Annotated in this window: 23 protein-coding genes; 8 read left to right on the top strand and 15 right to left on the bottom strand. The window is 43.0% G+C overall.

The window, feature by feature from the left end:
* Nucleotides 1-89 precede the first annotated feature (89 nt).
* Together thrS and V756_RS0105900 are read left to right on the top strand one after the other, a co-directional pair.
* On the top strand, nucleotides 90-2,006 hold the full coding sequence (thrS, locus tag V756_RS0105905; protein WP_024713874.1) for a threonine--tRNA ligase: 1,917 nt from the start codon (nucleotides 90-92) through the stop codon (nucleotides 2,004-2,006).
* Between the two features lie 119 nt (nucleotides 2,007-2,125).
* Nucleotides 2,126-2,545: a MarR family transcriptional regulator gene (locus V756_RS0105900; protein WP_024713873.1), complete on the top strand. Its 420-nt coding sequence runs from the start codon at nucleotides 2,126-2,128 to the stop codon at nucleotides 2,543-2,545.
* A gap of 43 nt (nucleotides 2,546-2,588) precedes the next feature.
* On the opposite strand, the gene thmT is transcribed toward V756_RS0105900, so the two are convergent.
* Nucleotides 2,589-2,777 (bottom strand): 2-hydroxymuconate tautomerase, encoded by a 189-nt coding sequence (gene thmT / locus V756_RS0105895; RefSeq protein ID WP_003222038.1) that lies wholly within the window; start codon nucleotides 2,775-2,777, stop codon nucleotides 2,589-2,591.
* A 109-nt stretch (nucleotides 2,778-2,886) separates the two neighbouring features.
* Between thmT and V756_RS0105890 the strand changes: the two genes are divergently transcribed.
* The 3 genes from V756_RS0105890 (at nucleotide 2,887) to V756_RS0105880 (ending at nucleotide 4,638) form a co-directional block, all read left to right on the top strand.
* Nucleotides 2,887-3,546: a site-2 protease family protein gene (locus tag V756_RS0105890; RefSeq protein WP_024713872.1), complete on the top strand. Its 660-nt coding sequence runs from the start codon at nucleotides 2,887-2,889 to the stop codon at nucleotides 3,544-3,546.
* A gap of 12 nt (nucleotides 3,547-3,558) precedes the next feature.
* Complete coding sequence (locus tag V756_RS0105885) at nucleotides 3,559-4,077, top strand: YwhD family protein (protein WP_024713871.1); 519 nt, start codon at nucleotides 3,559-3,561, stop codon at nucleotides 4,075-4,077.
* Between the two features lie 138 nt (nucleotides 4,078-4,215).
* A complete protein-coding gene (locus V756_RS0105880) occupies nucleotides 4,216-4,638 on the top strand; it encodes a hypothetical protein (RefSeq protein WP_024713870.1) in 423 nt (140 codons plus the stop codon).
* A gap of 27 nt (nucleotides 4,639-4,665) precedes the next feature.
* Here V756_RS0105880 and V756_RS0105875 read toward each other — a convergent pair whose 3' ends face one another.
* The gene (locus tag V756_RS0105875) at nucleotides 4,666-6,741 is read right to left on the bottom strand and encodes a transglycosylase domain-containing protein (protein WP_024713869.1); all 2,076 of its coding nucleotides are present in this window, start codon (nucleotides 6,739-6,741) and stop codon (nucleotides 4,666-4,668) included.
* Between the two features lie 200 nt (nucleotides 6,742-6,941).
* On the opposite strand from V756_RS0105875, the gene speE reads away from it, so the two are divergent.
* The gene (gene speE / locus V756_RS0105870; RefSeq protein ID WP_024713868.1) at nucleotides 6,942-7,772 is read left to right on the top strand and encodes a spermidine synthase; all 831 of its coding nucleotides are present in this window, start codon (nucleotides 6,942-6,944) and stop codon (nucleotides 7,770-7,772) included.
* A 60-nt stretch (nucleotides 7,773-7,832) separates the two neighbouring features.
* Entirely contained in the window at nucleotides 7,833-8,705 is an 873-nt protein-coding gene (speB, locus tag V756_RS0105865; RefSeq protein ID WP_024713867.1) for an agmatinase, read from the top strand.
* A 277-nt stretch (nucleotides 8,706-8,982) separates the two neighbouring features.
* On the opposite strand, the gene V756_RS0105855 is transcribed toward speB, so the two are convergent.
* The 6 genes from V756_RS0105855 to rapF form a co-directional block, all read right to left on the bottom strand.
* A complete protein-coding gene (locus V756_RS0105855) occupies nucleotides 8,983-9,546 on the bottom strand; it encodes a hypothetical protein (RefSeq protein ID WP_024713866.1) in 564 nt (187 codons plus the stop codon).
* Nucleotides 9,539-10,186 carry an ABC transporter ATP-binding protein gene (locus tag V756_RS0105850; protein WP_024713865.1) on the bottom strand — a complete coding sequence of 216 codons (648 nt, stop codon included), beginning with the start codon at nucleotides 10,184-10,186 and terminating at the stop codon, nucleotides 9,539-9,541. Before V756_RS0105850 ends, V756_RS0105855 begins: the two co-directional genes overlap by 8 nt.
* Before the next feature lie 1,478 nt (nucleotides 10,187-11,664).
* Complete coding sequence (locus tag V756_RS0105835; RefSeq protein ID WP_024713862.1) at nucleotides 11,665-12,453, bottom strand: membrane protein; 789 nt, start codon at nucleotides 12,451-12,453, stop codon at nucleotides 11,665-11,667.
* 153 nt (nucleotides 12,454-12,606) lie between these two features.
* Complete coding sequence (locus tag V756_RS0105830) at nucleotides 12,607-13,083, bottom strand: DUF2712 domain-containing protein (protein ID WP_024713861.1); 477 nt, start codon at nucleotides 13,081-13,083, stop codon at nucleotides 12,607-12,609.
* A 238-nt stretch (nucleotides 13,084-13,321) separates the two neighbouring features.
* Entirely contained in the window at nucleotides 13,322-13,441 is a 120-nt protein-coding gene (gene phrF, locus V756_RS0105825) for a phosphatase RapF inhibitor PhrF (RefSeq protein WP_024713860.1), read from the bottom strand.
* Entirely contained in the window at nucleotides 13,425-14,570 is a 1,146-nt protein-coding gene (gene rapF / locus V756_RS0105820) for a response regulator aspartate phosphatase RapF (RefSeq protein WP_024713859.1), read from the bottom strand. The genes phrF and rapF overlap by 17 nt, the downstream gene beginning before the upstream one ends.
* Before the next feature lie 229 nt (nucleotides 14,571-14,799).
* Between rapF and V756_RS0105810 the strand changes: the two genes are divergently transcribed.
* Nucleotides 14,800-16,194 (top strand): YncE family protein, encoded by a 1,395-nt coding sequence (locus tag V756_RS0105810; protein ID WP_024713857.1) that lies wholly within the window; start codon nucleotides 14,800-14,802, stop codon nucleotides 16,192-16,194.
* A gap of 5 nt (nucleotides 16,195-16,199) precedes the next feature.
* Here the strand turns inward: V756_RS0105810 and V756_RS0105805 are convergent, their stop codons facing one another.
* Genes V756_RS0105805 through albA form a run of 7 tightly spaced genes read right to left on the bottom strand, consistent with a single transcriptional unit; the run spans nucleotide 16,200 to nucleotide 22,875 of the window.
* On the bottom strand, nucleotides 16,200-16,901 hold the full coding sequence (locus V756_RS0105805; RefSeq protein WP_024713856.1) for a hypothetical protein: 702 nt from the start codon (nucleotides 16,899-16,901) through the stop codon (nucleotides 16,200-16,202).
* Complete coding sequence (locus V756_RS0105800; protein ID WP_024713855.1) at nucleotides 16,898-18,181, bottom strand: M16 family metallopeptidase; 1,284 nt, start codon at nucleotides 18,179-18,181, stop codon at nucleotides 16,898-16,900. The genes V756_RS0105805 and V756_RS0105800 overlap by 4 nt, the downstream gene beginning before the upstream one ends.
* Before the next feature lie 4 nt (nucleotides 18,182-18,185).
* Entirely contained in the window at nucleotides 18,186-19,346 is a 1,161-nt protein-coding gene (locus V756_RS0105795) for an insulinase family protein (RefSeq protein WP_081719785.1), read from the bottom strand.
* On the bottom strand, nucleotides 19,336-20,646 hold the full coding sequence (locus V756_RS0105790) for a hypothetical protein (RefSeq protein WP_024713853.1): 1,311 nt from the start codon (nucleotides 20,644-20,646) through the stop codon (nucleotides 19,336-19,338). Before V756_RS0105790 ends, V756_RS0105795 begins: the two co-directional genes overlap by 11 nt.
* Nucleotides 20,639-21,358, bottom strand: a complete 720-nt coding sequence (locus V756_RS0105785; protein ID WP_024713852.1) for an ABC transporter ATP-binding protein — start codon at nucleotides 21,356-21,358, stop codon at nucleotides 20,639-20,641. Before V756_RS0105785 ends, V756_RS0105790 begins: the two co-directional genes overlap by 8 nt.
* Complete coding sequence (gene albB / locus V756_RS0105780) at nucleotides 21,355-21,516, bottom strand: antilisterial bacteriocin subtilosin biosynthesis protein AlbB (RefSeq protein WP_024713851.1); 162 nt, start codon at nucleotides 21,514-21,516, stop codon at nucleotides 21,355-21,357. Before albB ends, V756_RS0105785 begins: the two co-directional genes overlap by 4 nt.
* 12 nt (nucleotides 21,517-21,528) lie before the next feature.
* On the bottom strand, nucleotides 21,529-22,875 hold the full coding sequence (gene albA / locus V756_RS0105775) for a subtilosin maturase AlbA (RefSeq protein ID WP_024713850.1): 1,347 nt from the start codon (nucleotides 22,873-22,875) through the stop codon (nucleotides 21,529-21,531).
* Nucleotides 22,876-22,892: the final 17 nt, after the last annotated feature.

Raw genomic sequence — 22,892 nt, 5'->3', positions numbered from 1 at the left:
GGTGGAACCACGGGTAAATGACACACTCGTCCCTTTCAGCGGGACGGGTGTGTTTTTTTATATAAACAATTACGAAGGAGTGTTTAAAAATGAGTAAACATGTACACATTCAGCTTCCGGATGGACAGATCAAAGAATTTCGGAAAGGCGTCACAATCAAGGAAGCGGCTGGTGCTATCAGTTCCAGCCTGGAAAGGAAGGCGGCCGCGGGACGGGTCAACGGCAGGCTCGTTGATCTCAGCTTCAGGCTGGAGGAGGATGCCGAGCTTTCGATTGTCACACTTGATTCACAAGAAGGCTTACAGGTGCTTCGCCACACAACGGCGCACGTGCTGGCTCAAGCGGTGAAACGGCTTTACGGCGAAGTGTCATTGGGGGTGGGGCCTGTGATAGAAGACGGCTTCTACTATGACATGAAGCTGGAGCAAAGCTTGACATCAGGAGACTTAGAGGCCATCGAAAAAGAAATGAAGAACATTATAGCTGAGAATCTGGAAATTAAGCGAATTGAGGTTTCCTACGAAGAGGCAAAAGCGCTGTTTGCTGAAAATGGCGAGCCGTTTAAGCTGGAGATTTTGAACGATATTCCGCGCGGGGAGGATCTCACGCTGTACCAGCAGGGAGAATTCGTTGACCTGTGCCGCGGGCCGCATCTTCCTTCTACAGGAATGATCAAGGCCTTCAAACTGACAAGAGTATCAGGCGCGTATTGGCGCGGAAACAGCGAAAATGAAGTCCTCCAGCGGGTGTACGGGGCGGCGTTTCAAAAGAAAAAAGATCTCGATGCGCACCTGCATATGCTGGAAGAAGCGGCAAAACGAGACCATCGCAAGCTGGGCAAACAATTAGAGCTGTTTATGTTTTCTGAGGAAGCGCCGGGGATGCCGTTTTATTTGCCGAAAGGCCAGATTGTCCGCAATGAGCTGGAACGCTTCTCGCGCGAGCTGCAAACAAAGGCCGGCTACGATGAGGTGCGTACGCCGTTTATGATGAATCAGCGGTTATGGGAGCAGTCAGGGCACTGGGATCATTATCGCGACAATATGTACTTTTCAGAAGTGGATGATGCAAGATTCGCAATGAAGCCGATGAATTGTCCCGGCCATATGCTCATCTTTAAAAACAGTCTGTATTCTTATCGGGATCTGCCGATTCGGATGGCGGAGTTCGGCCAGGTGCATCGCCACGAATACAGCGGCGCTTTAAACGGAATGCTTCGCGTACGGACATTCTGCCAGGATGACGCCCATATCTTCGTTCGGGAGGAACAGATTGAGAGTGAGATTAAAGAAGCGATTCGGCTGATTGATGAGGTATATCGTACATTCAACTTCGACTATTCAGTTGAGCTTTCGACTCGTCCGGAGGACTCATTAGGCGATGACAGCCTTTGGGAAGCGTCGGAACGTTCCTTGGCACACGTTCTTGAGGAGCTTGGCCTGCCTTTTGAGGTGAATGAAGGTGATGGAGCGTTTTACGGGCCGAAAATTGATTTTCACATAAAAGATGCCTTGAAACGGAGCCATCAATGCGCGACAATTCAGCTTGATTTTCAAATGCCGGAAAAATTTGATTTAACATATATCAATGAACTCAATGAAAAGGTCCGTCCCGTCGTCATCCACAGAGCGGTTTTCGGCTCAATCGATCGTTTCTTCGGCATTTTGATCGAGCATTTCGGCGGGGCTTTCCCAGTCTGGCTCGCACCGGTTCAGGTTCAAGTCATACCGGTTTCACACGTTCATTTGGACTATTGCAGAAAGGTGCAGGCAGAGTTGAAACAGCTGGGGATAAGAGCAGGCGTTGATGAGCGCAATGAGAAGCTCGGCTATAAAATCAGAGAGTCGCAGGTGCAGAAAATCCCGTACGTGCTGGTGCTTGGAGATCATGAAGAGCAGGAGGGTGCGGTAAACGTCCGGCAATTCGGAAATCAGCAGAGTGAACACGTTCCTTTCCAGATTTTTAAAGATCAACTTGTCAAACAGGTGAAAAATCGAAGTATCTAGGAGAAAAGCGGTGAATTCTCATTTTGCTTTTTTGACTTTCCCTATGCGTAATCAGTAAAATAATAAGTAAATCATATCGTTCGTATGTTATGAATGCATCTCGAAATGGGGAAATTGACATGGACCATGACAAACTGGAAGCAAATTTGCTGGATCACGCACTTACAAAATATTTGAAAAGCACGAAGCAATTAGATGAAGCCACCGTTCCGAAACACGTGAATAATGTAAGAGGATTTATTCTGCGGATCATATACAGACATGGGAGCTGCACGATTAAGGATATTCTGAAGGAGGTCACACTGTCTCCCTCAGCCACAACCACCGCTCTGAATCATTTAGAGCAGGAGGGATTTATTGAGAGATCCAGAAATAACAATGACCGCCGCACTGTATGGATTACGCTTTCTGATTCGGGCCGGGGAGTGGCTAAGCAAATGATCGAAAACCGCCAGCAGCTGATTGACGGCATGTTTGAGCAGTTGACATCCGAAGAGAAAAAATCGTTATTAACGATTTTTAAGAAGCTGACCCAATAGAGATTGAAAAAGCCGGTGCGCGAAGCGCCGGCTTTATGAGAGATTATTCCATGTCGCTCAGGCGCTTGCCTGCGACGGCATAATGGTCTTTTCTCATTTCTTCTATAAATACAACAATTTTTTCTTCAGAAGCACCGGTTGTTTCCTTTACGGCTTCTGTTACTTTCTCGACCAGATTGCGTTTTTGCTCGTCTGTACGGCCTTCCAGCATTTTGACGGTTACGTATGGCATGGGTGCTGAATCCTCCTTTATCTCGTTTCCTCTCTTTAGAAAAAGAGGCTTCTTATAGTATACTGAATAAAGTAAATTCTTGCATTTTTAGAAAGAGGGATCATCTCACTTGGACAGTTTTTTATATTACCCATTATCTTTAATGCCATATCTCGTCATCACGTTAATTGTGTCGTTCACGATACACGAGCTTGCCCATGCTTATGTCGCATACAAATTCGGTGACGATACGGCCAAAAAACAAGGAAGGCTGACGCTGAATCCCATTAAACACCTAGATCCGTTCGGAACCATTTTGATTCTGGTGGCCGGCTTCGGATGGGCGCGTCCGATTCCTGTGAATCGCCGCTTCTTTAAGAAACCGCGTCTTGCCGGCGTGCTCGTATCCATCGCCGGGCCTGTCAGTAACCTGATTCTTGCGTTTATCGGTTTCTTTTTGTTAGTGTTGATGCATGCATACGGAATGGAGATGCTTGCGGCGTTCAGCACGGGGCTGGATCAGTTTTTTTCCATTTGGATACAGCTGAATCTTGTCTTGTTTTTATTTAATCTGCTGCCGCTTCCTCCGCTCGATGGTTATCGGATTATTGAAGATCTCGTTCCGCCGGGAGTGCGTGCCAAGATGACGCAGGCGGAGAGCTACGGCATTATCGTCTTTTTGGTTTTGTTTGTGACACCGCTCGGATCTTATGTGCTTTGGCCGATGCTCAATGCTGGAAGAGATCAGATTTTAAAGCTGTTTTCAGCGATATTTCAACCGCTTTTGTAGGAGGTAGAACTTATGGAAGAAAAAAAGAAAAAATCAATCGGGTTTAATATTATCAAAAGTGATCCGACAGACGGACACGGCGGTTTCGGCGTAGGGGCGCTCAGCCTCGATAATATTTCTCCTGTATTCGTCGATGTAGAGGAAAAAGAAGCGTTCGTTGACATCGGCGCCATGCACGCCCGCAGCACCGTTGAAAAAGGAATTAAATTTCTGCCGAATAAAGAGGAAGTTCCGAACGGAAAACCATACTGGCTTGTGTGGGTAACGATTGACAGAAGAGAAGAGGGGCCTTATTACGCTGGTGTGACGGCCTGTGAAATGACGGTCGACAGAAGCATCAGAAGAGGCTACAAATCGCTGCCTGAGCATGTGAATCTGATGGATAAATCCATGAAGCGGAACATTATCATCGATAAAATGGACGACAGCTCGAAGCGTGTGCTCGGCGAGTTTCTGAAAAAACACGATCAGGGCCTATGGGACCGTTCCTCAGATGAGTTAAAAGCAGGCCTGCTTCCAGAAGACAATTGATTTGTGAATTTTCTGTGAACTTTTAGAATATTTGAACTATTTTTCGCGCACTTTGAGTAAACTGGTGATACAGAAATAGGACATGGAAAATCCCGAGCCGAAACAAGACTCGGGGTTTTTCATTTTTAGGGGGATATGATGTACGAAACCATTCGAGTCGGTGACTGGGTAATAGAAGCCGACGTAGAAGAAACGAGAAAGCAGTATGAAAAAGAAATTGATAGGTGCGGATGTCTTCTCTGTGAAAATTATAGGGAAGTGATGAAAACACTGCCGCATGAGAAGGTGCAAATTTTTGAGGGGTTTGGTCTTCAGCCGTCTGTTTGTCCGGATATTAATGAATTCGGCCCTGAGGGTGACCGTCATCTTTATGTGGCCAGCTATTTTATTGTCGGACGTATGATAGAAGGGAAAAAAGAATGGGACCCGGACCGTAACTGGACGATATCATTTGAATTGCCGAGAGATGACCGCTTTATCCCCGAAGGATTCCCGAAACCGATTGTTCAGCTCGATTGCATCACTTTGCTTCCATGGATTATGAACGAACCATACGAATAACCCGGCCTCCGAGGAGCCGGGTTATTTTCAATGATTCCGCCCGAGCCATTTGTCCCACCATTTTTTCTCGGAAGCGGGCTTTTCTTTGACTGGCGGCCGGTCTTTTGTTTGTTTTGCAGGTTCCGCCCCATAGCATACGTTTGCTGGCTCTGTGCCTTTCACAAAATACGTGTAATGCTTGGCTGCGCATTCAGGTCCGGATGAGTATCCTGTTTTCGGATCAATGTAAACACCGGTTACGCCTTTTGGCGGTTTGAACGCCATTTCTGGTTCACCTTTGAGCGCATCTTCCATGAAGTCCGCCCAAATTGTTTTGGCGTAGCTTTTTTCTTCGACCGAGTCGATCGTGCTGTTTTTGTCATAGCCCGTCCAAACACCTGCGGCCAGCTTCGGATTGAAGCCGATCATCCAGCTGTCTGCGCTGGTGGTTCCTGATTTTCCCGCGTACGTTCTTGTCAGACGATTGGCGATTGTCCGTCCGGTTACCGACGTATAGCCGTTTAAATCCGTATCAAACATGCCCGTCATCATACTCGCCGTGACAAAGGCGGCTTTTTCATCAAGCACTTGTTTATGCTGATTCGGATTTTCATACAGCACATGTCCCGCCGCGTCCGTAACTCTTGAAATAAAATTCGGTTCGATTTGTTTCCCGCCATTTGCGAGCATGGCGTAGGCGTTGACCATCTCAATCGGGCGCACGGGTTCGGTGCCGAGCGCCAGGGACGGCAGCGCTTGCAGATGGGCGGTGATGCCGAATTCCTTTGCCGCTTGAACGAGTTTGTTCGTGCCCAGAAAAAGATGTGTTTTCACAGCGTAAATGTTGTCGGAAAGCGCCAGCGCCTGCAGAAGCGTTATCGGTTTGTTGGCGTAATATCCGTTATAGTTGCTTGGAGAATAGGTTTCTCCCTTTGCATCAATTTGAAATTCGGTTTCTTCGCTTTTCATCAAAGTGACAGGCGTAAATCCGCTCTGAATCGCTTTATAGTACAGCAGCGGCTTGATCGTCGAAGCAGGCTGGCGCTTCGCCTGTGTCGTCCGGTCAAACGGGCTTTTTTGATAATCCCTGCCGCCGACAAGAGCGAGAACGTTTCCTGTGCGGGGATCAATGGCTGAAAACCCGACTTGAATGTCGGAGCCGGCGTTAACCGTTTCGGTAATGGCCTCCTCGGCGATGCGCTGCATTCGTTTATCTACTGTTGTGTAGACATTTAACCCGCTCGTTTCAATTTGCTCCCGCGTCATGCCGAGCTTTTTCTCAAGCTCTCTCATCGCATTGTCATAGAAATAAGGGGCCTTTCTTTTGGAAACTTGTTTATTCAAGGGCTGATAGGAAAGTGATTCTTTGATGAGTTCATCCGCTTTCTTTTGGCTGATCATCCGTTGCTTCTCCATCATCCCCACAATCGTTTTCTGACGTTCCTTGGCTTTCGTTTCATTGACATACGGCGAATAGCCGGAAGGGCCTTTCGGGATACCCGCCAAAAGCGCCGCCTCCGCATCCGTCAGGTTTTTCGCATGCTTGCCGAAATACAGGCGGGAAGCGGCCTCAATGCCGTATGCACCGTGTCCGTAATAAATCGTATTTAAATAGCCTTCTAATATCTCGTCCTTAGAATAGTTTTGCTCCAGGCGGATCGTGTAGAACGCCTCATTCCATTTCCGTTTCCACGTTTTATCGTGTTCAAGGTATAAGTTCCTCGCATATTGCTGTGTGATGGTGCTGGCGCCCTGAACCTTGGCAAATGCCTTTAGGTCAGCAAGCGCCGCGCCGGCCATGCGTTTATAGTCAAAGCCATGGTGATCGTAGAAATTCTGGTCTTCAACCGCCACTGTCGCTTTTACAATCGTTGGATTCATGTCCTTTAAGGGGACCCAATAGCGCTTTTCGCCGTAGTTCGTTTCCCCGAGCTTTGAGCCGTCACTCGCATACAAAATCGTGGATTGCGGCACTTGCACCGAGGGAGCGCCTTGGTATTTGGCTATTAAAATGACAGTCATAAACACAGCAGCTGCCGCCAAGGCCGCCAAAGCTCCTAAAAAGATAAAGGCGCGAACGGTTTTCAGCGTCAGTCTCAGCCGTTTATTTGTCATGGCATCCACAACGGGTTCCCCCTTTTTTATGTTTCTACTATTATGAGAAAAAAAGATCGTTTTTAAACATCGCAAAACAGGACGCATCTTTACTTTTTCCCCGCCATCCTCTATACTTTTTCCTTAGGTGAAAATGAGATTTCAACCGGGAATAAAAGCTGATAAGACGCTTACAATAAATGAATACAGCCTTGAAAGGGAGATGACAATTGAGCGAACTTTGGTACACAGAGAAGCAAACAAAAAACTTTGGCATTACATTGAAGGTTAATAAAACGTTACATACAGAACAAACGGAGTTTCAGCATTTAGAAATGGTAGAAACAGAAGAGTTCGGCAACATGCTGTTTTTGGATGGCATGGTTATGACATCTGAAAAAGACGAATTTGTTTATCACGAAATGGTGGCGCATGTCCCATTATTCACGCACCCGAATCCAGAGCACGTGCTTGTGGTCGGCGGCGGTGACGGCGGCGTCATCAGAGAAATTCTGAAGCATCCGAGCGTGAAAAAAGCGACGCTTGTTGATATTGATGGCAAGGTTATCGAATACTCTAAAAAATTCCTTCCTTCAATCGCAGGCAAATTGGATGACCCGCGCGTTGACGTGCAGGTGGATGACGGATTTATGCACATTGCGAAATCTGAAAATCAATACGACGTGATTATGGTTGATTCAACTGAACCAGTCGGACCGGCTGTAAACCTGTTTACAAAAGGATTTTACGCAGGAATCGCGAAGGCGCTGAAAGAAGACGGCATTTTCGTCGCTCAGACGGACAACCCATGGTTTACGCCTGAATTAATCACAAATGTACAGCGCGATGTGAAGGAAATCTTCCCGATTACGAAGCTGTATACGGCGAACATTCCGACATATCCAAGCGGTTTGTGGACGTTTACAATCGGTTCGAAAAAATATGATCCGCTTGCAGTGGAAGACAGCCGTTTCTTCGATATTGAGACAAAATATTACACAAAAGACATTCATAAAGCGGCATTTGTTCTGCCGAAATTTGTGAGTGACCTGATTAAATAATGACGATATAGCGCAGGAGCGAATCTTGCGCTTTTTTACAGGAAAGCGAGGGTATTATAGATGAGATTTGATGAAGCTTATTCAGGAAAAGTATTTATCGCGAGCCGGCCCGAGTGGGAAGAGGCGGACGCCATCCTTTACGGCATGCCGATGGACTGGACGGTCAGCTATCGCCCGGGCTCACGCTTTGGCCCAAACAGAATTCGCGAGGTGTCAATCGGCCTTGAGGAGTACAGCCCGTACTTAGACCGTGATCTGGCCGATCTGAACTTCTTTGACGCCGGAGACATTCCGCTGCCGTTCGGCAATCCGCAAAGAAGCCTTGATATGATTGAAGAATACGTGGACAGCATTTTAGAAAAAGGGAAATTCCCAATGGGCATGGGCGGAGAGCATCTTGTGTCCTGGCCTGTCATAAAAGCGATGTACAAGAAATATCCAGACCTTGCGATTATCCATTTTGACGCACATACAGATCTTCGTGTTGATTATGAGGGAGAGCCGCTTTCTCACTCCACGCCGATCCGCAAAGCGGCAGAATTAATCGGACCGCAAAATGTATATTCATTCGGAATCCGTTCCGGCATGAAGGAAGAGTTTGAATGGGCGAAGGAAAACGGCATGCACATCTCAAAATTTGAAGTGCTTGAACCGCTGAAGGAAGTCCTTCCGAAGCTGGCAGGCCGTCCAGTTTATGTCACAATCGACATTGACGTCTTAGACCCTGCACACGCACCGGGAACAGGAACGGTTGACGCCGGCGGCATCACATCTAAAGAACTGCTTGCATCCGTCCATGAAATCGCACGCTCTGAGGTAAACGTAAAGGGCGCCGACTTAGTGGAAGTCGCACCGGTGTACGACCACTCAGAACAAACGGCAAACACAGCCAGCAAAATCATCCGTGAGATGCTGCTTGGGTTTGTGAAATAAGAAAGTAGGCCCGTGTTGACTGATATAAGTCTTTCAATACGGGCTTGTTTTATTTTTTTAAACGTGGGATATTGAGGAAATAAGAGGTTTTTGAATTATTATGATTTCAATAAAAATCATTGAAGCAGTGTTGGCAATCATCATATCAATATGGATGAAAATTAAATTGAAAGATATTTAATTCCGTAATTTGACTTTTCAGGAGAGGAGGAAGACAATATAAAAATCTAATCCAATTCAGGAAATATGAATTGATTTCCTGAATTGGATGACAAGATTAATTAAGTGGGAATTTATATGTTATCCTTTTATTTGATTTGTTTATCAAGGAATAATAAACACATAATTTAGAAGTTATGGGATCAAAATTTTTATAATTAAAGTTTACGTCTTTACCTTTTGTCATTTTCAAACCGACATAGCCTCGTACAGTTTTCCCAGCAGGAATTGAAGTATTGAATTGATACTTTTCTGGAAGATCTAAATTATATGTCATTAAATTATAGTAGTGATCAAAGCCACCAAAAAAAAGATATTTCATTCCATCAGGCGAGAGCTGTTCCAGCGTTATTTCGTGCTTTGATGTATTTGTTATATCCAGCGGCAAAATGTATAACAATCTTCTCATATTAAGGTCCTCATCCATAAATTCAATTGGTTTTAATGGTTTGAGAACATGATAAGTAATCCCGGCACCCGTATCGATCATACGGTTTTTCGGAATGTTTGTGATATGAGGAGAGTAATTATCATTATGATTATTCAGTTTATAATAACGAAAACTACTGCCAGCAACTATAATTAAAAAAATGGTTATTAACAATATTGCTCGTTTATTCATTATCCTCACCCAGTCTACCGTTGCTTATGTGTATAACTCTGTCTACAATATTGTTTTCAGTCAGAATTTCATCATGACTTGCAACGACTATTGTAGTTCCCTTTTCTTTTTCTTTTTTCAATAAATCAGTGATTAGCTGAATTCCTTTTTTGTCCAGTGCGTTAGTCGGTTCATCTAAAAGCAGCAGTGATGGAGACTCCATTAGTGCTTGTGCCAGTCCTAACCGTTGCTTCATTCCTAAGGAATAACGTTTTACCTTACGTTTGTCTTCAGGATCTAATCCTACTTGCTCAATCATTTTTCGGATCTCTTGGTCTGAAACTTTCTTATTAATTGAAGCTAAGAATTTCAAGTTTTGATAACCGGTGTAGACAGGTATAAAACTGGGGTATTCAATTAATATCCCAGTATTTCTAGAAAAATCTGTATCTTTTCCTATAACGAGATTGTTGACAGTAATTTGCCCTTTGGTTAATTTTAAAAGCCCTGCGATTGCTCTTAAAATCATTGTTTTTCCAGAGCCGTTATGTCCTTTTAATACTACAAACTCATTTTTTTTGATAGTTAAATTAATATCATTAAGTACAAGATTTCCTTTTAACTTCTTATAAACATTTGTACATTCTATAAATGCAGTCATAATTAATAATCTCCTAAAATGTCTATTTTTTTGATGAGAAGTAATCCTATAAAACAGCATAAGGTGCAAAATAAAGTAATTACACCAATAAATATTGGAAAGTGAATGGCAGAGCCATTAGAATACATCATATTTATTGGTGAATGATCGGCGAAATACCATCTGCCTGGTATAGCTAACGAAGTAAAAAAGAATTTTGTTTGAACAAATATGGATATGATGAGATATACAATTGAAATAACTAATGAAATAATAAACGAAAAGAAATACGTTAATGTTTCAAAAACTAGAGTATAAACAACTGTCACTAAAAATTGAATTAACATTAAAGCAAGAACAGGTTTGATTTCTCCAATTACTATTGTGCCTTTGAATATTAGAAAGAAAATGAAATAGAATGAAAACCAGACAATCCAGATTATCAGGCAAAAAAAACATAAGGAAAACATCTTGCTCAACCAAAAAGCTATTTTATTGTTTAATTTAGGTATTAATAAAGTTCCTGATTTTTGAAAATCATTATATGAAAAATGCCCAATAATAAGTAAAGGGAATACCTGAAAGCAAATCCACGTAAAGGGAATTGAAAATTTATGTTGTGAATAAAGCTCATGTAATTCAAAAAAGTTTAGTGAATGAAAGACATTCATATAATTATTTAAAATATGGTGCTGGTCTAGTTGGCCAGATTTATAACTATTCCAAAAAGACACAAAATAGATTAGCAAAGCTGCCAAACTTATAAAAAGAAAAGTTGCTTTACAATCATGCAGCCTCATCATAATATCCCTTTTTAATAAATGAAAAATAGAATGCATCAGTACGTTCCTTTCTGGTCGTTAGGCTTCAAATAATCTTGTTTTTTAACTATTTGAATACATACTCCGAACAAAATAAACATCAGCCCTACTCTGAATACCAATAGATCCTTTAAAACATCAAAATCTAATAAAAATCCATTTAAGAAGAGAAGGCCATTACATTCTAGATAATCAAATAAAAATAAAACTAATTCTATTATTACAACTAATATTTGATTTGTTAAAAGGATTAAAAAAGATGTCAAAAAAGCAATAAATATATAGGCGAATACATGAGTTGAAAAATTACTAACAGTTAACAAATTATTATCGATATTATATGTAAAGCACAATATATAGATTTCTGCCATAACAATAATGCCTAGTATAGCTGAAAAAGAAATGCTTTTAAGGAAATAGTACCCTACTATCTTAAATGAATTATTCAGCCGAATCACAGCATGATCCATGAAATAATCGGAAGACACTAATAGAGTGAATACTACAATTAATGGAGCTATCAATAATACAAGGTGCTGATATGTAAAGATTTGATCGATGATATGATCACTTTGTGTCTTTATTGCTCTCTTAAAAAATATAAATATCATTATTGCATTGATAGAAAAAAGGATAGAAAATCCAAAATATTTACTAACGAATTTTTGTTTTAAAAGATTATAATAAAACACGGCGCTTTTTACCCCATAAAAATATTAAAAGTCCTAATATAATTAATGCTAAGTTTAATAAAGAAAATATTCCTAAATTAAAAAAACCGTTTTTGTTAATAATATATCTTTGAGGATTATAATCAGGATTCAAGATAGTAATGCCGATTAAGTTCACAACAAAAGGTATAATATATACAAAATAAGTTTTCTTAATGAAAAAAGAAAAAGATAGCCCTATTGTTGATAAGATAGCACCGTATAATCCATTTATAAGAATTAGGATTAACGTATAGAGCAGTGGATGTTCATAATAAATATTGGCAAGGTCACTACCATTAGAAACTACATTTTGCATGTAATTTATGATTCCATCAGGTTTAATGGATGGATAAGTCATCATAAATAAATATAAATTAATACTTAAAGGAATTATAATGATCAAAAAAGAGCATAAGAAATTAAACACGATAAGTGTGTTAAAGTATTTTCTTTTAGTTGTTTTTATTATAGTGTTTATAAAATATCCAGAATTCACATCAAATCTATATAGACTTGCAATTGGCAAGGTAGCCAAAATAGGAAGTATCATCAACCATATTATCGAAGGAATAACAGTATTACCCTGTAGTATATTCGATAAAAAAGGTGATTTGTGAACTTCGTAAGGCAGATTTGAATTATTATTAAACACCGCAATACTTAAGTACTGGTATAGCACTATGAGAGTGCTAATTAAAAGTGAAAAATATAGTGACTTGCTTTTTAAAAGCCTGTATATAAAGAAATTGGCCATGTGTCTACCTCCTGTTAATAAAATGAATAAGATAATCAATTTCATATATTACCACATTTATAACTCAACACAATGAATTTAAGGGAAATATAAACTTTAAAAAAGCGGTTTTACTTATCGTAAAACCGCTTAAAAATTATAAAGGCACAAACATTAATATTCTATGTATTTGCCTTTTGGTTTTTTACTGTCAGGACTCCAATTTGTTTTGTACGAATTATACTCAAAGCTCCATCCCCCAAATCGAACGGGAACATTTTTACCATAACTTTCAACTGCTGTGTTCACAAATAAATAAGTGTTTCCTGGCTTTACTTCTCCTTCATGTTTGTCTCCTGATACGTTTTTCCAGTTTCGTCCTTTAGAGTGGACGTTAGCATCTGCTTCAGTCCAAACATCAAAACTGTTATTCTTGTCAGAGCTTATTACTTTCATATACATAGAGCTATTGTTCTGTTTTCTGCGTGCAGTTGTATAATCATAAGGAGACCATTGTCTAAAAGTAAAATGGACAGTTGAATCAGAAATATTGGCAGCGGCATGCACAGCACTTGTGACTCCAAAAGAGGAAACAGCAAGTCCAAATATTATAAACAGTTTACTTATATGTTTTTTAACTTTAAATTTCATTTGTTATTATTCCTCCGAGTATTCTTCAATTGAAGATTTAAATAACTTAAGTCCTATATATAATAATGTATAATACAGGGAAAGTAAATGAAATTATAGGAAAAAATTCATATTTTTATACCTGTTAGTCTTCTGATATAGATTAGAGGAGTAAATTAATGAGTTTACAAGTACGTATATACATATAAAAAGGGAACTGTTAATGAAATAACAGTTCCCTTTTTATATTTTTATGCGGTTAAATCATTCCTCGCTGTGCAACTTCAATTTGGTGTGCAGGTGCATTTGCAATATTCGTTGCGATGAAAACAGTGCTTAGGGCCAGACAAGAGAGTAACAGTTTAGACTTCAATTTCATACAATCTCACTCCTCCTTGAATAAGTTGCCTTACTTGTTCCACCTTCAGGAAATAAGCAGAAGCTTTTTGAAAATTTTCACGTTCATGATAATATTTTGCCACATCGAGAGCGAAATCCTCAAGATCGGCATACAGCATTTTACTTTCGAGGAAATCAAAGAACCTTTGAATTGCTTCTTCATCAGGGCCTGATAAGTATAAAGATTTCAAAAATTCAAACTCCGATAAATAGATTGAATCTCCGGCCTTTTGAGAATAAGCCGTTCCCTTACTATGATATGCGTGTGCTTTATCCATTTTTCCTAATTTATAATGTATTTGTGTAATTAAAAAATAGGCTTGGGGCAGGGAAGGAAGAATATTAGATTCCTCAAAAACAGCTATTGCTCTTTTGAAATATGCTACGGCATCCTCATATTGGCTTTGGCTGTTTTTGCAAAGCCCGATGTTGTACAAAGTTCTCCCCATCAATTGGGGCTGATTCTCAGCTTCCGCCATAGAGTAAGCTTTTTTAAAATGTGAGATGGCATCCTCATATTGTTTCAGGTCTAAGAAATTGGTAGCAAATAAAGAGTGACACTGAAGCAATCTTATATTATACGCTTCATGTTCTTTGTATATTTCATACGCCTGCCGTGCATAGTCCATTGAAAAATACGTTTGTTTCATATAGTAATAAGATTCAGACATCTTAAAGAAAAACTCAGCCTTTTCTATCCGATCCTTCACGAATATCAACTTGCTTTCGGCTTTTTTAAAAAATTTGATAGCCGACAGGTATTCCCGCTGATCCAATTCGTACATTCCTCTGAAAAAATTAAAGTAATAATCAAGGACTCCAGTTAAACGAGCCTGTTTTTTATCAATCTCAAGCAGCAGGTCAGATAATCTCGGCTGTTCCTCAATCCGCATTTTTTCCAGTGGTTCAAGATACTCAAGCATCAGGTTGTGCCGGAATTCCATCAGTGAATAGTACAAATGAAGATCTTGGTCTTCTTCCATTTGATCCAGCTCTTGTTTGATTTCTCTTCGCAAATATTCTGCATCGGGTATGCTGAATCGGCGTATGTACATATACCATTCGTTAATCTTTTCTCCGACGGAAGAAGAAGATATGACACCTGTCACGTTTGCAAATCCCTCCCTTCATTATTCAATATATGTCATATTTTATCATCATCATTCATGTGAGAAGCGCAAAAAAACCGCAATGTTTTCTTTCGTTACACCGCATGTCTGCGGATATTATTTCAAAAATCCACTATTATCCCCGACAATTTGTACAAGCAAACAAATACACCTTCCATATTCTGTTGTATCTGCGTGAGCAGTGTATGTCTGAAAAGGAAGTGAAGATATGAGAAATAACAAGCTTTCCTTTAAAGAAAAAGCAGGAGCCGCACAAGAAGAATGTTTATGTTTTTGCGAGGAAGAAGCAAGCCGTGAAGCGATGTTTCAAGCGCCGATTGAATTGCCTGAGGGGTTTGTCGTTGATCCGGCTGAAGCTGTTGCAAACGTGACGTGGAATGCAGACAGCCTTTCTTGTGTCATTGAACGCTGTTTCATTGAGACGGGGCCTGAGCCTGATGAAATCGGTGTTCAATTCGCAGTGCGCCTGCAGGGAACTGTTACGCTTCTCGTCAGCGTCTCACCAGTGCGAAATCAATATGGACAAGGGAACGGGTCTGTTTCTGTCATCCGCAATGCAGAGATTGACCAAGTCGTCTATTATTCCGATGAGCCCGATGATTGCCCGGATGTCAGTGACATTACGATCGAGAACCTTGTTGTCGTTCCGCCATTCTATGGCAGTCCTTTATCGGTGACGGGCACGATTGTGCTTGTGCCCGAACCGGATCAGCGATCTTACGTGTTTACTGTAAACACTGGAGACAGCACGGTTTCGGTCATTGATGCTGACGTAAATACTCTTGTAAGTACCATTTCTTTATCTGATATCCCGACTGATTTGGGTGTTACCTTGAATAAAGCGTATACGTATGTTCTCCATAGGAATGCGAATCTTGTATCGATCATTAACAACGAAACATTAACGGTTACACAAACCATCCCTCTTGCAGGAGCCCCAAGAAAAATCCAGTTTGAAACTGGGGGAGAATTTGCTTATATTCTCGCAGGGGGCAGCTCCATTTATGAAATTAATATTTCCTCGCAAACCATTACCAATACAATCACGGTGTCACCCGCTGCGGACGATTTTGCCCTAGACCCTAACGGACAGTTTTTCTATACGACCAACTCTGTAATTTGGGTCGTTAATAAATATGACCTAAACACCGGACAGCTGATCGAAAGTTTAAGTAACTTTGAGACACCAAATTTAATTGTCACCCCGATAATAGGGGATTTTGCTTATCTGGAAAATGGTGAGCTAAGGCCGAATATCGTTTCTGTGATAGATTTGACAACATTTAGCGAATCTTCACGAATTAACAGACCGTTTGACGGTTTAATTACAATTGTTTTTTCTGCTGACGGGACTCGTGCGTTTTTCCTTGAGCCCTATTTTGAGGCATTCCCGGAGAATCTCACTGTCGTAGATACAGCGCAGCATACCTTTATAACAACTGCCTCTCTCCCCGGCGTCTCTGATCTCGCTGTAACACCTGATAATCAGTACATTTATGCAGCACAGCCCGACGACAATACCGTGACCGTGTACCGCACGAGCGATTATACAGCTGTGGCGGTGATCCCGGTTGGCGCGGGCCCGTCTGCGATTGCAATGTAGCGATTTCATAGATCGAGAGAAGCAGAGCTGCGATAAGACAATCGTTTATAAATAAATGAGCCGATCTGCTGGATGGCAGCCAGGATGATCAAAAAGAGCAGTTCACTTATGGTGAAACTGAGCATCCACCAGACCCCAGCTCCTGTCAGCGCTCCCGCAAGCACTTTTTTGAACAGGCTGCCATGCTGGAAAAGCTGCAGCAAGTACGTCCGCATAAAATACAATAAATACAAAATCAGTAACACCGCGAGTCCCATTGATACGGCAAGGGGCGTGTGAAAGCGGAAAGGGACGGCCTTGACGATTTCGAACATGCATCCGAATATGATGACTTGGCATAATACAGCAGCCATCACGTATGTTTGGCGGACGTTTTTATAGCTGTTACGCAGCGCTTTGACATCGTTGGCATAGCTGCTGCACAATCTATGTTGCTGGAAGTCGCAGCAGCTTTGATGAGACTGTGTGAGTTTCTGAAAAGCTGCTGTCATGTTTTTCACGGATTGGGTGACATAGTGAAGATAGAGAAAAGCGGGCAGCATCAGGACGGAAGCGATACAAGCCAGCAGACCGAGCCGCACAGCATCGTTATCAATCATTTGTACATATTGGGCAGCGGCTTCGGCGACGGTCTGAACCCAGCCGAAGGAATATGCCGCCATACCTGCAAGCATCAATAACATGGTAAAGACAGTGCCTTTTTTCATTGTCCGATCGCCTCTTTCTGAGAAACGTGAATGACCGCTTTGTTGGAGGATGCCAACGCATCAATGAGAAATAAGAAATCCTGGGTATTCATTTCGTGAATGATGCCGTACATGTCGAGAAATGAACAATTGCACCGGTCACACTCGGCTGCCCATTCGAAGCACTTACGCACATAATCGCTGTCATAGATGATGGCGTCCGTCAAAGAATCCTTGCCGTATTGAAGCCAGTCCGCAATCTGTTCTTTTCGCTGTTTGACGTAGTAGGAAGCAACATCGATATAAGCTGAAGAATGCGCTCCTTGACTGTGCAGGATCAAAAAACCGCCATCCTCATAAAGGTGAGCCTCGGCTGACAAGCGATCGATTTCCAGACGGTATGTTTGCTGAATCTCCTGAAAAAACGGTGAATCTAATTGAAATAAAATTCGAGACGCAATGTCCCAATAAAGCTTTGCCGTCAACAGATCGTTTTGCCCGGGAAGTGCGCCGATCTGCATCCCGGTCCATGTGTTTTCCATCTGCTCCTCATCACCCAGCACTATATTTTGTGAAAGAGCTGGTGGAGGGCATGCGGAGATGATTGTTCTATTTGCTATATGATCTGGACGCTTTTCTATTCGAAAGCGGGGAGGCAAAAGGTCTTCCGTGTCTTCTGAGCCTCCGAGCAAAAACAGCGTCATCCGCTGGGGCTGATAGGCGGCCTTGTAGGCTTTCTGTAAATCGCGAATGTCCAGCGCCTCAATGTCCTCGGTTCTGCCCGCGGGGAAGACGGCGGCAGGTGAGGCGGGAGAAAGCATGCTGATCAGCTGATAATGGTAAGAGAGCTGATGATTGAGGAGTGCTGTTTGAATTTCGCTTGTAATCACAGCTTTTTCCTGAGTGATCATTTTCTTATCAAATGAGTGGTTCCATAACGCATCCAGCAGGATGGGGATCGTCTGTCTGAGCCGCTCTGGCAATGAGGTAAACATGAAATTGGTATCGGTGTAGGTGGTGAACGCGTTTAAAAGCGCGCCGTGCGCAAAAAAATCACTGTACAGATTGCGGCCGTTATGCCAGAAGAGAAGATGCTCTAAAAAATGCGCTGTGCCATACGGGAGCATCGTGTCACCGCACTCTGACCGTACGCAGACATCACGGCTTCCAAAATCAATTTTCACATTACACAGCCGCAGATGGGCGCGGGGGAATTTCAATCTGAATATTTTCAGCCCGCTGTCTGTGTATTTGATATCGGTTCGTTCATCCAGATGCTGAAAAAAAGCTTTCTTGTCCATCTCTTCATCCCCTTACTACATGAGCTCCGATATAATGGATAGTCGCTATGAATTGCATTACATCACGGCATGTCACCGCCGAGATGCCGTCCACCAAGTCTTCTTTCGTGCAGGAGAAGCGGCGCAGGATCCCCATATAGGACAAAAGTCCTTCGGGAGAATCAAACTGCAGCAGCATTTCATTGCGTAAAAATTGCTTGGCTTGTTCTAGTTCCCGCTCATTCACTTGAAAATGTGAGACAGCTTCCAAAACGCGCGGGGGAATCTCCTTTTCATGAAGCTGATCCGTACATATAGAAACAAGCAGCAGATTGTTCATGACGTCATAACGGGTGATGACGTGATAGACTGCCAGGTCCTTCTCGCGGAAATGCTTGAATAAAGCGGAATGTCCATACTTTCCGAGTAATCCGTCTATCAGCTGGATTTTGATATAATCGCTGGCATTTTTCATCTCCCCGCAGTCGAATCCGAGTGTCAAGACAGAAGGGCCTGCTGCACTGCGTGTCTCTGTTTCAAAAAACTGCCGGTTCACGAGGATCCTTCCGGCTGTCAAGGAGGTGGCTTGTGCTGCTTGTTCCGGGATACCACATGCTTGTATCTGTCCCAATATGTTCAGCTGTTTATGCTGCGACAATAAATCAACGATGAAGTCAGCTGCATCTAAAAACCGGTGAGGGTGGATTGCTTGTATCCTGTCTTTTCGCCCAAACATGGCAGTGCCGTACATCGGGTTTCCGAAGGCCTCTTCCGCCAAGCGTGCTGCGGAGTAAGAGAAGGGGTCAGCGAATTTCTTTTCGATTTTGAGCAGCAGTTCATCCTTTGCCTTTTCAACAGCATCGGCTGCAAGAGAAGAAGGGAAGGACATGTCTGCAAATGTTTTTATCAGGGCATCAACATGAAGATTCTTGTCATATAACGGGTGAATCAAACGGGTTCCGCAAGTTTTCAGCTGCTGGTCAAAAAAGAGATTCGCTGAATACATGAAGCGGCTGCCGGCCGCATAACCGAAAGCGTCGATGATTTGCTGCTTCAGATGTGCGGCCGCGCCGTAAAAATAGATTGTTTCTTCTTCAGGCTCCGCCGCGCTTTCGATTGGCTTCAGAAAGCTCGCGGCGATTGAGATTGTTGAAAATTGATGAGTCTTCAGCAGGTTAACTTCCAAGCCGTTCTCTTTTGCTTGTATCAAAGAAACCACCATCCTGTTTTTGCAGGTAATAGACTATGATCAGCCCGGCAATCGGAATAACCGCCAAGGAGACAGCGGCGCCGGCTAACGTGGCTATGAATAGGGGAAGACAAAACAGATAAGACCGATATTTTGAGAAACCGCTCCAGAGCTGCTGCTCCGTCTGCCAGCTGAAGGACGGCCTTTTTTCATCCGCGGTTAACCGGATAAACGCTCCCCCCAGCAGCAATTCCATGCACTGCACAAAAGTGAGGGCCGAAATCGGCCGGCCGCTGATAAAGCCCACAATGACAGCGACAAGGAGAAATCCGCCTGCCAACAGGCCAGAATAAAAACGATATTTCGCCCAAAACATCGTTCTCGGTTTAATCGGAAGCGTGATGAGCAGCATCCGGTCGTTTTTTTCAATCGAATACAAAAGAGCGATCGGCGAGCAGATCAGCAAAAGGGCGGAAACCACAATATAAATCACTTGCTGATTGAAGATGCCGGTCTTCATCATCTGAAACGAAAAGAAGCCGCTGAACGCCGCCATCACCACGTAATTTAACAGCATCGCTTTAGAGGAGATGAATCGGTTCCATTCTCTTTTATAAAACGAAAATTCAGATCTCCGCAAAAAAGAATGCATCTTACTCTGCTGCAGAGGCGACTGCAGAAAGACAGGAAAGTCAATCATCACCGCCCACAGCATATGCACAGCGCATAGCGGGATCGTAACCGCCGGCGCAAAAGCGGTGCTGAGGCATACACAGGCGAATACCGCCGCATGCAGCAGAAACATCCAGTTCTTCTTTTTGACGATATGGTTGCTTAGCACAACTCCGAAAATAATTGAGTAAACGGTAAAAAACGAAAACCGGCCGAGCCAGAACAATGTTTGCGCCCCAGACAGCGTTCCGTTTCCAAATAAGAACAGCGGTAAAATAAAAAAGAATAACGTTCTTCTCAAACAGGTGTCGACAAACAGAACGACACTCTGAGCGAGCCAAAAGTTCCGTGAAGAAATTGGCAGCTGGCAGCTCAGCTTCATATAAGATTCCTTCCATTGTGATGTCACGGAAAGAAACACCATATACGCGTTCATCAAAAGAAGCGCAAGTATGATATACGTTTTTCCCAGCACCGATTCGTCAATGTCGGCTTGGCGGATCAGCCCAATTTCAAATACGGCCAGAATCGTAAGCCCTGCGGCAATGCGGATGACGTCCTTTTTCCCTTGCCGGCTGTACAGCTGTTTGAACAGCAGAGACATGGTGGGAAATAGGTTACTCATGGCCGATCACCTCGAAAAATTCCCGCCGCAAATCGGTGTCCTCTCCAATCGGAATGACTTTTTGGATCTGTTTGTTGTGAAGAATGGCCGCATAATCACAAAATCGCTGCACGACATCAAGCAGATGGGAAGAAAACAAAATGGTTCCGCCTGCCTCGCAGTACTCGCGCATTTTCTGATAAAAGACCTCTATCGATTCCACATCCAAACCGACGAGCGGCTCATCCAAAATAAACAGGGGAGCGCGCAGCAATAAGCCTGTCATCAACACAACCTTTTGCCTGTTCCCCAAGGACAGCTCCGAAATTCTTCTATTGATGTATGTTGAAAAATGAAAGGCCTCGGCCAAACTGGCAAACTGCTGCTCTGAAAAGTCCTTTTGATAAAGCGAATGGACGAAAGACACATAGTCCTTCGCCGTAATTTCTGTAAACAGCAGCGGATAATCGGCGGCGAAGTATCGTTGAGTCTTCAGCTGATCTGATGTTTTCTGCGGCATGCCGGCATTAGCCTCAATGCCGCACAGTGTAAAGCGCCCGCTGAAATTGCGGTTGACCCCTGTCAGCGTATTAATCAAGGTCGTTTTTCCGGCGCCGTTCACCCCAAGCAATCCGTAAACAGCGCCTTTTTCTAACTGTAAATCCACATGTTCTAAGATGACGTTGTCCCGTTCATACCAAACGGATACACCGTGTATATCCAAAATGCTCATCGCGAGTCAGCCTTCCGCGCGCGCATCCCGAAAAGAATGGCAATGGCAATGAAAATCAGCGTAAATAAATAATCGCTTTTGACAAAATAGACGACTGCGCCGATGACAAAAATAAATGATAGGATATACAGTAAAATTCTTCTTTGTGATGGTGACAAAGCGTTTCCCTCCTAAATAAGCTGGACCACGTCTTCTAATTGTTCATTTTTCGCCCAGGAGCAAATGTTTTTCCGGTGATATTTGTTAGAGTTCAGCCCTTTTAAGTAACAGCCTCCGCAATAGCCGCTGAACGGGCAGTTGTCTTTCATGCAATGCTCGCTGAACCGCGGCGCTTGCGCTTGCCACAGTTTATGGACGAGAGGGGAGTTAAAGATGCTCTCATAGGAATCATGAAAAATATTTCCCAATGAAAATTCCTTCGGAAAGAGCGCGCACGGACGTACTTCTCCAAACGGGCTGATAACGATAGACTTCCAGCCGGCGCCGCAATTGGCCGCGCGTTTTCTCTCATAAGGGATAATCGGAATCAGATCGCTAAACTCATCAATGACATGTTGCTCGTATGCCATAAACTTGCGGTGCTGCTCGGCATCTTTTGTGGGGTGGATGATATCTCTGCCTCTTCCGAAATCGTCAACCCAATTGTAAGAGAACGCCTTCGCCCCGAGATCTCGAACCTTCCGGGCCATATCATGGATTTCCCACATGTTTTTTTCGAAAACGGACATAGCGACTCTGACAAATATACCGTGGTCACTCAACAATTTTATCGTTTTACAAGTTTGGGCAAAAGAGCCTTTTCTCCCTCTAAAGGAGTCGTGGACTTCGGAATTCACACTATCGAGAGAAATGCCGACGATGATTTTTTGCTTGTACGCTTTCAAAAGCTCCAGGCTCTCTTTTCGCATGAGTGTTCCGTTCGTTAAGACAGCGACCTTTTTGAATTTTTTACACACATAGTCAAGAATCTCATTTGCATTCGGATGGACAAAAATTTCACCGCCCGTGATTTCGCAAGTCAATACACCGTTGTCAAACAGCATATCAGCCGTTTTCTTGAACTGCTCAATCGGCACGGTGCCGAGCGCTTCCGGTGAGCTTTCCAAATAACAGTGGGCGCATTTCAAATTGCAGCGGTGTGTCAGCTCAAAGGTGGCGTGCAGCGGCATCGGAAACTCATTGCTTCCGCTCGTGGTGATGGTGTGGCGGCCGGCCTGATTTCCAAGCTGGATGACCTGTTTGTTGAGGAGCATGTTGAGCATGTCGTAATACCAGTCCTTGTGGTCTTCCGGTGATTCATCGTACACCGCGCATTGCTCCGCTAAAATTTGCTCAGCCGTTTTTTGCCCATCCATTCGCATGCAAAGCTCGTAAGCCGTTTTGTTAAGATCCAAGTACTCAAAGTCTGAAATGGAGACATTATCGCGCAAGTAGTCGATTTCTAACACGCCGCCCTCAGGAAGCTGGTGAACTCTTACACTTTCATTAATAAATGGAAACATCTGCTCTATAAACAAAATACCATCCCCTATAC

It is taken from the genome of Bacillus tequilensis KCTC 13622, assembly GCF_000507145.1.
Taxonomy (GTDB): Bacteria; Bacillota; Bacilli; order Bacillales; family Bacillaceae; genus Bacillus; species Bacillus tequilensis.
This window is presented reverse-complemented; position numbering and strand designations above follow the sequence as displayed.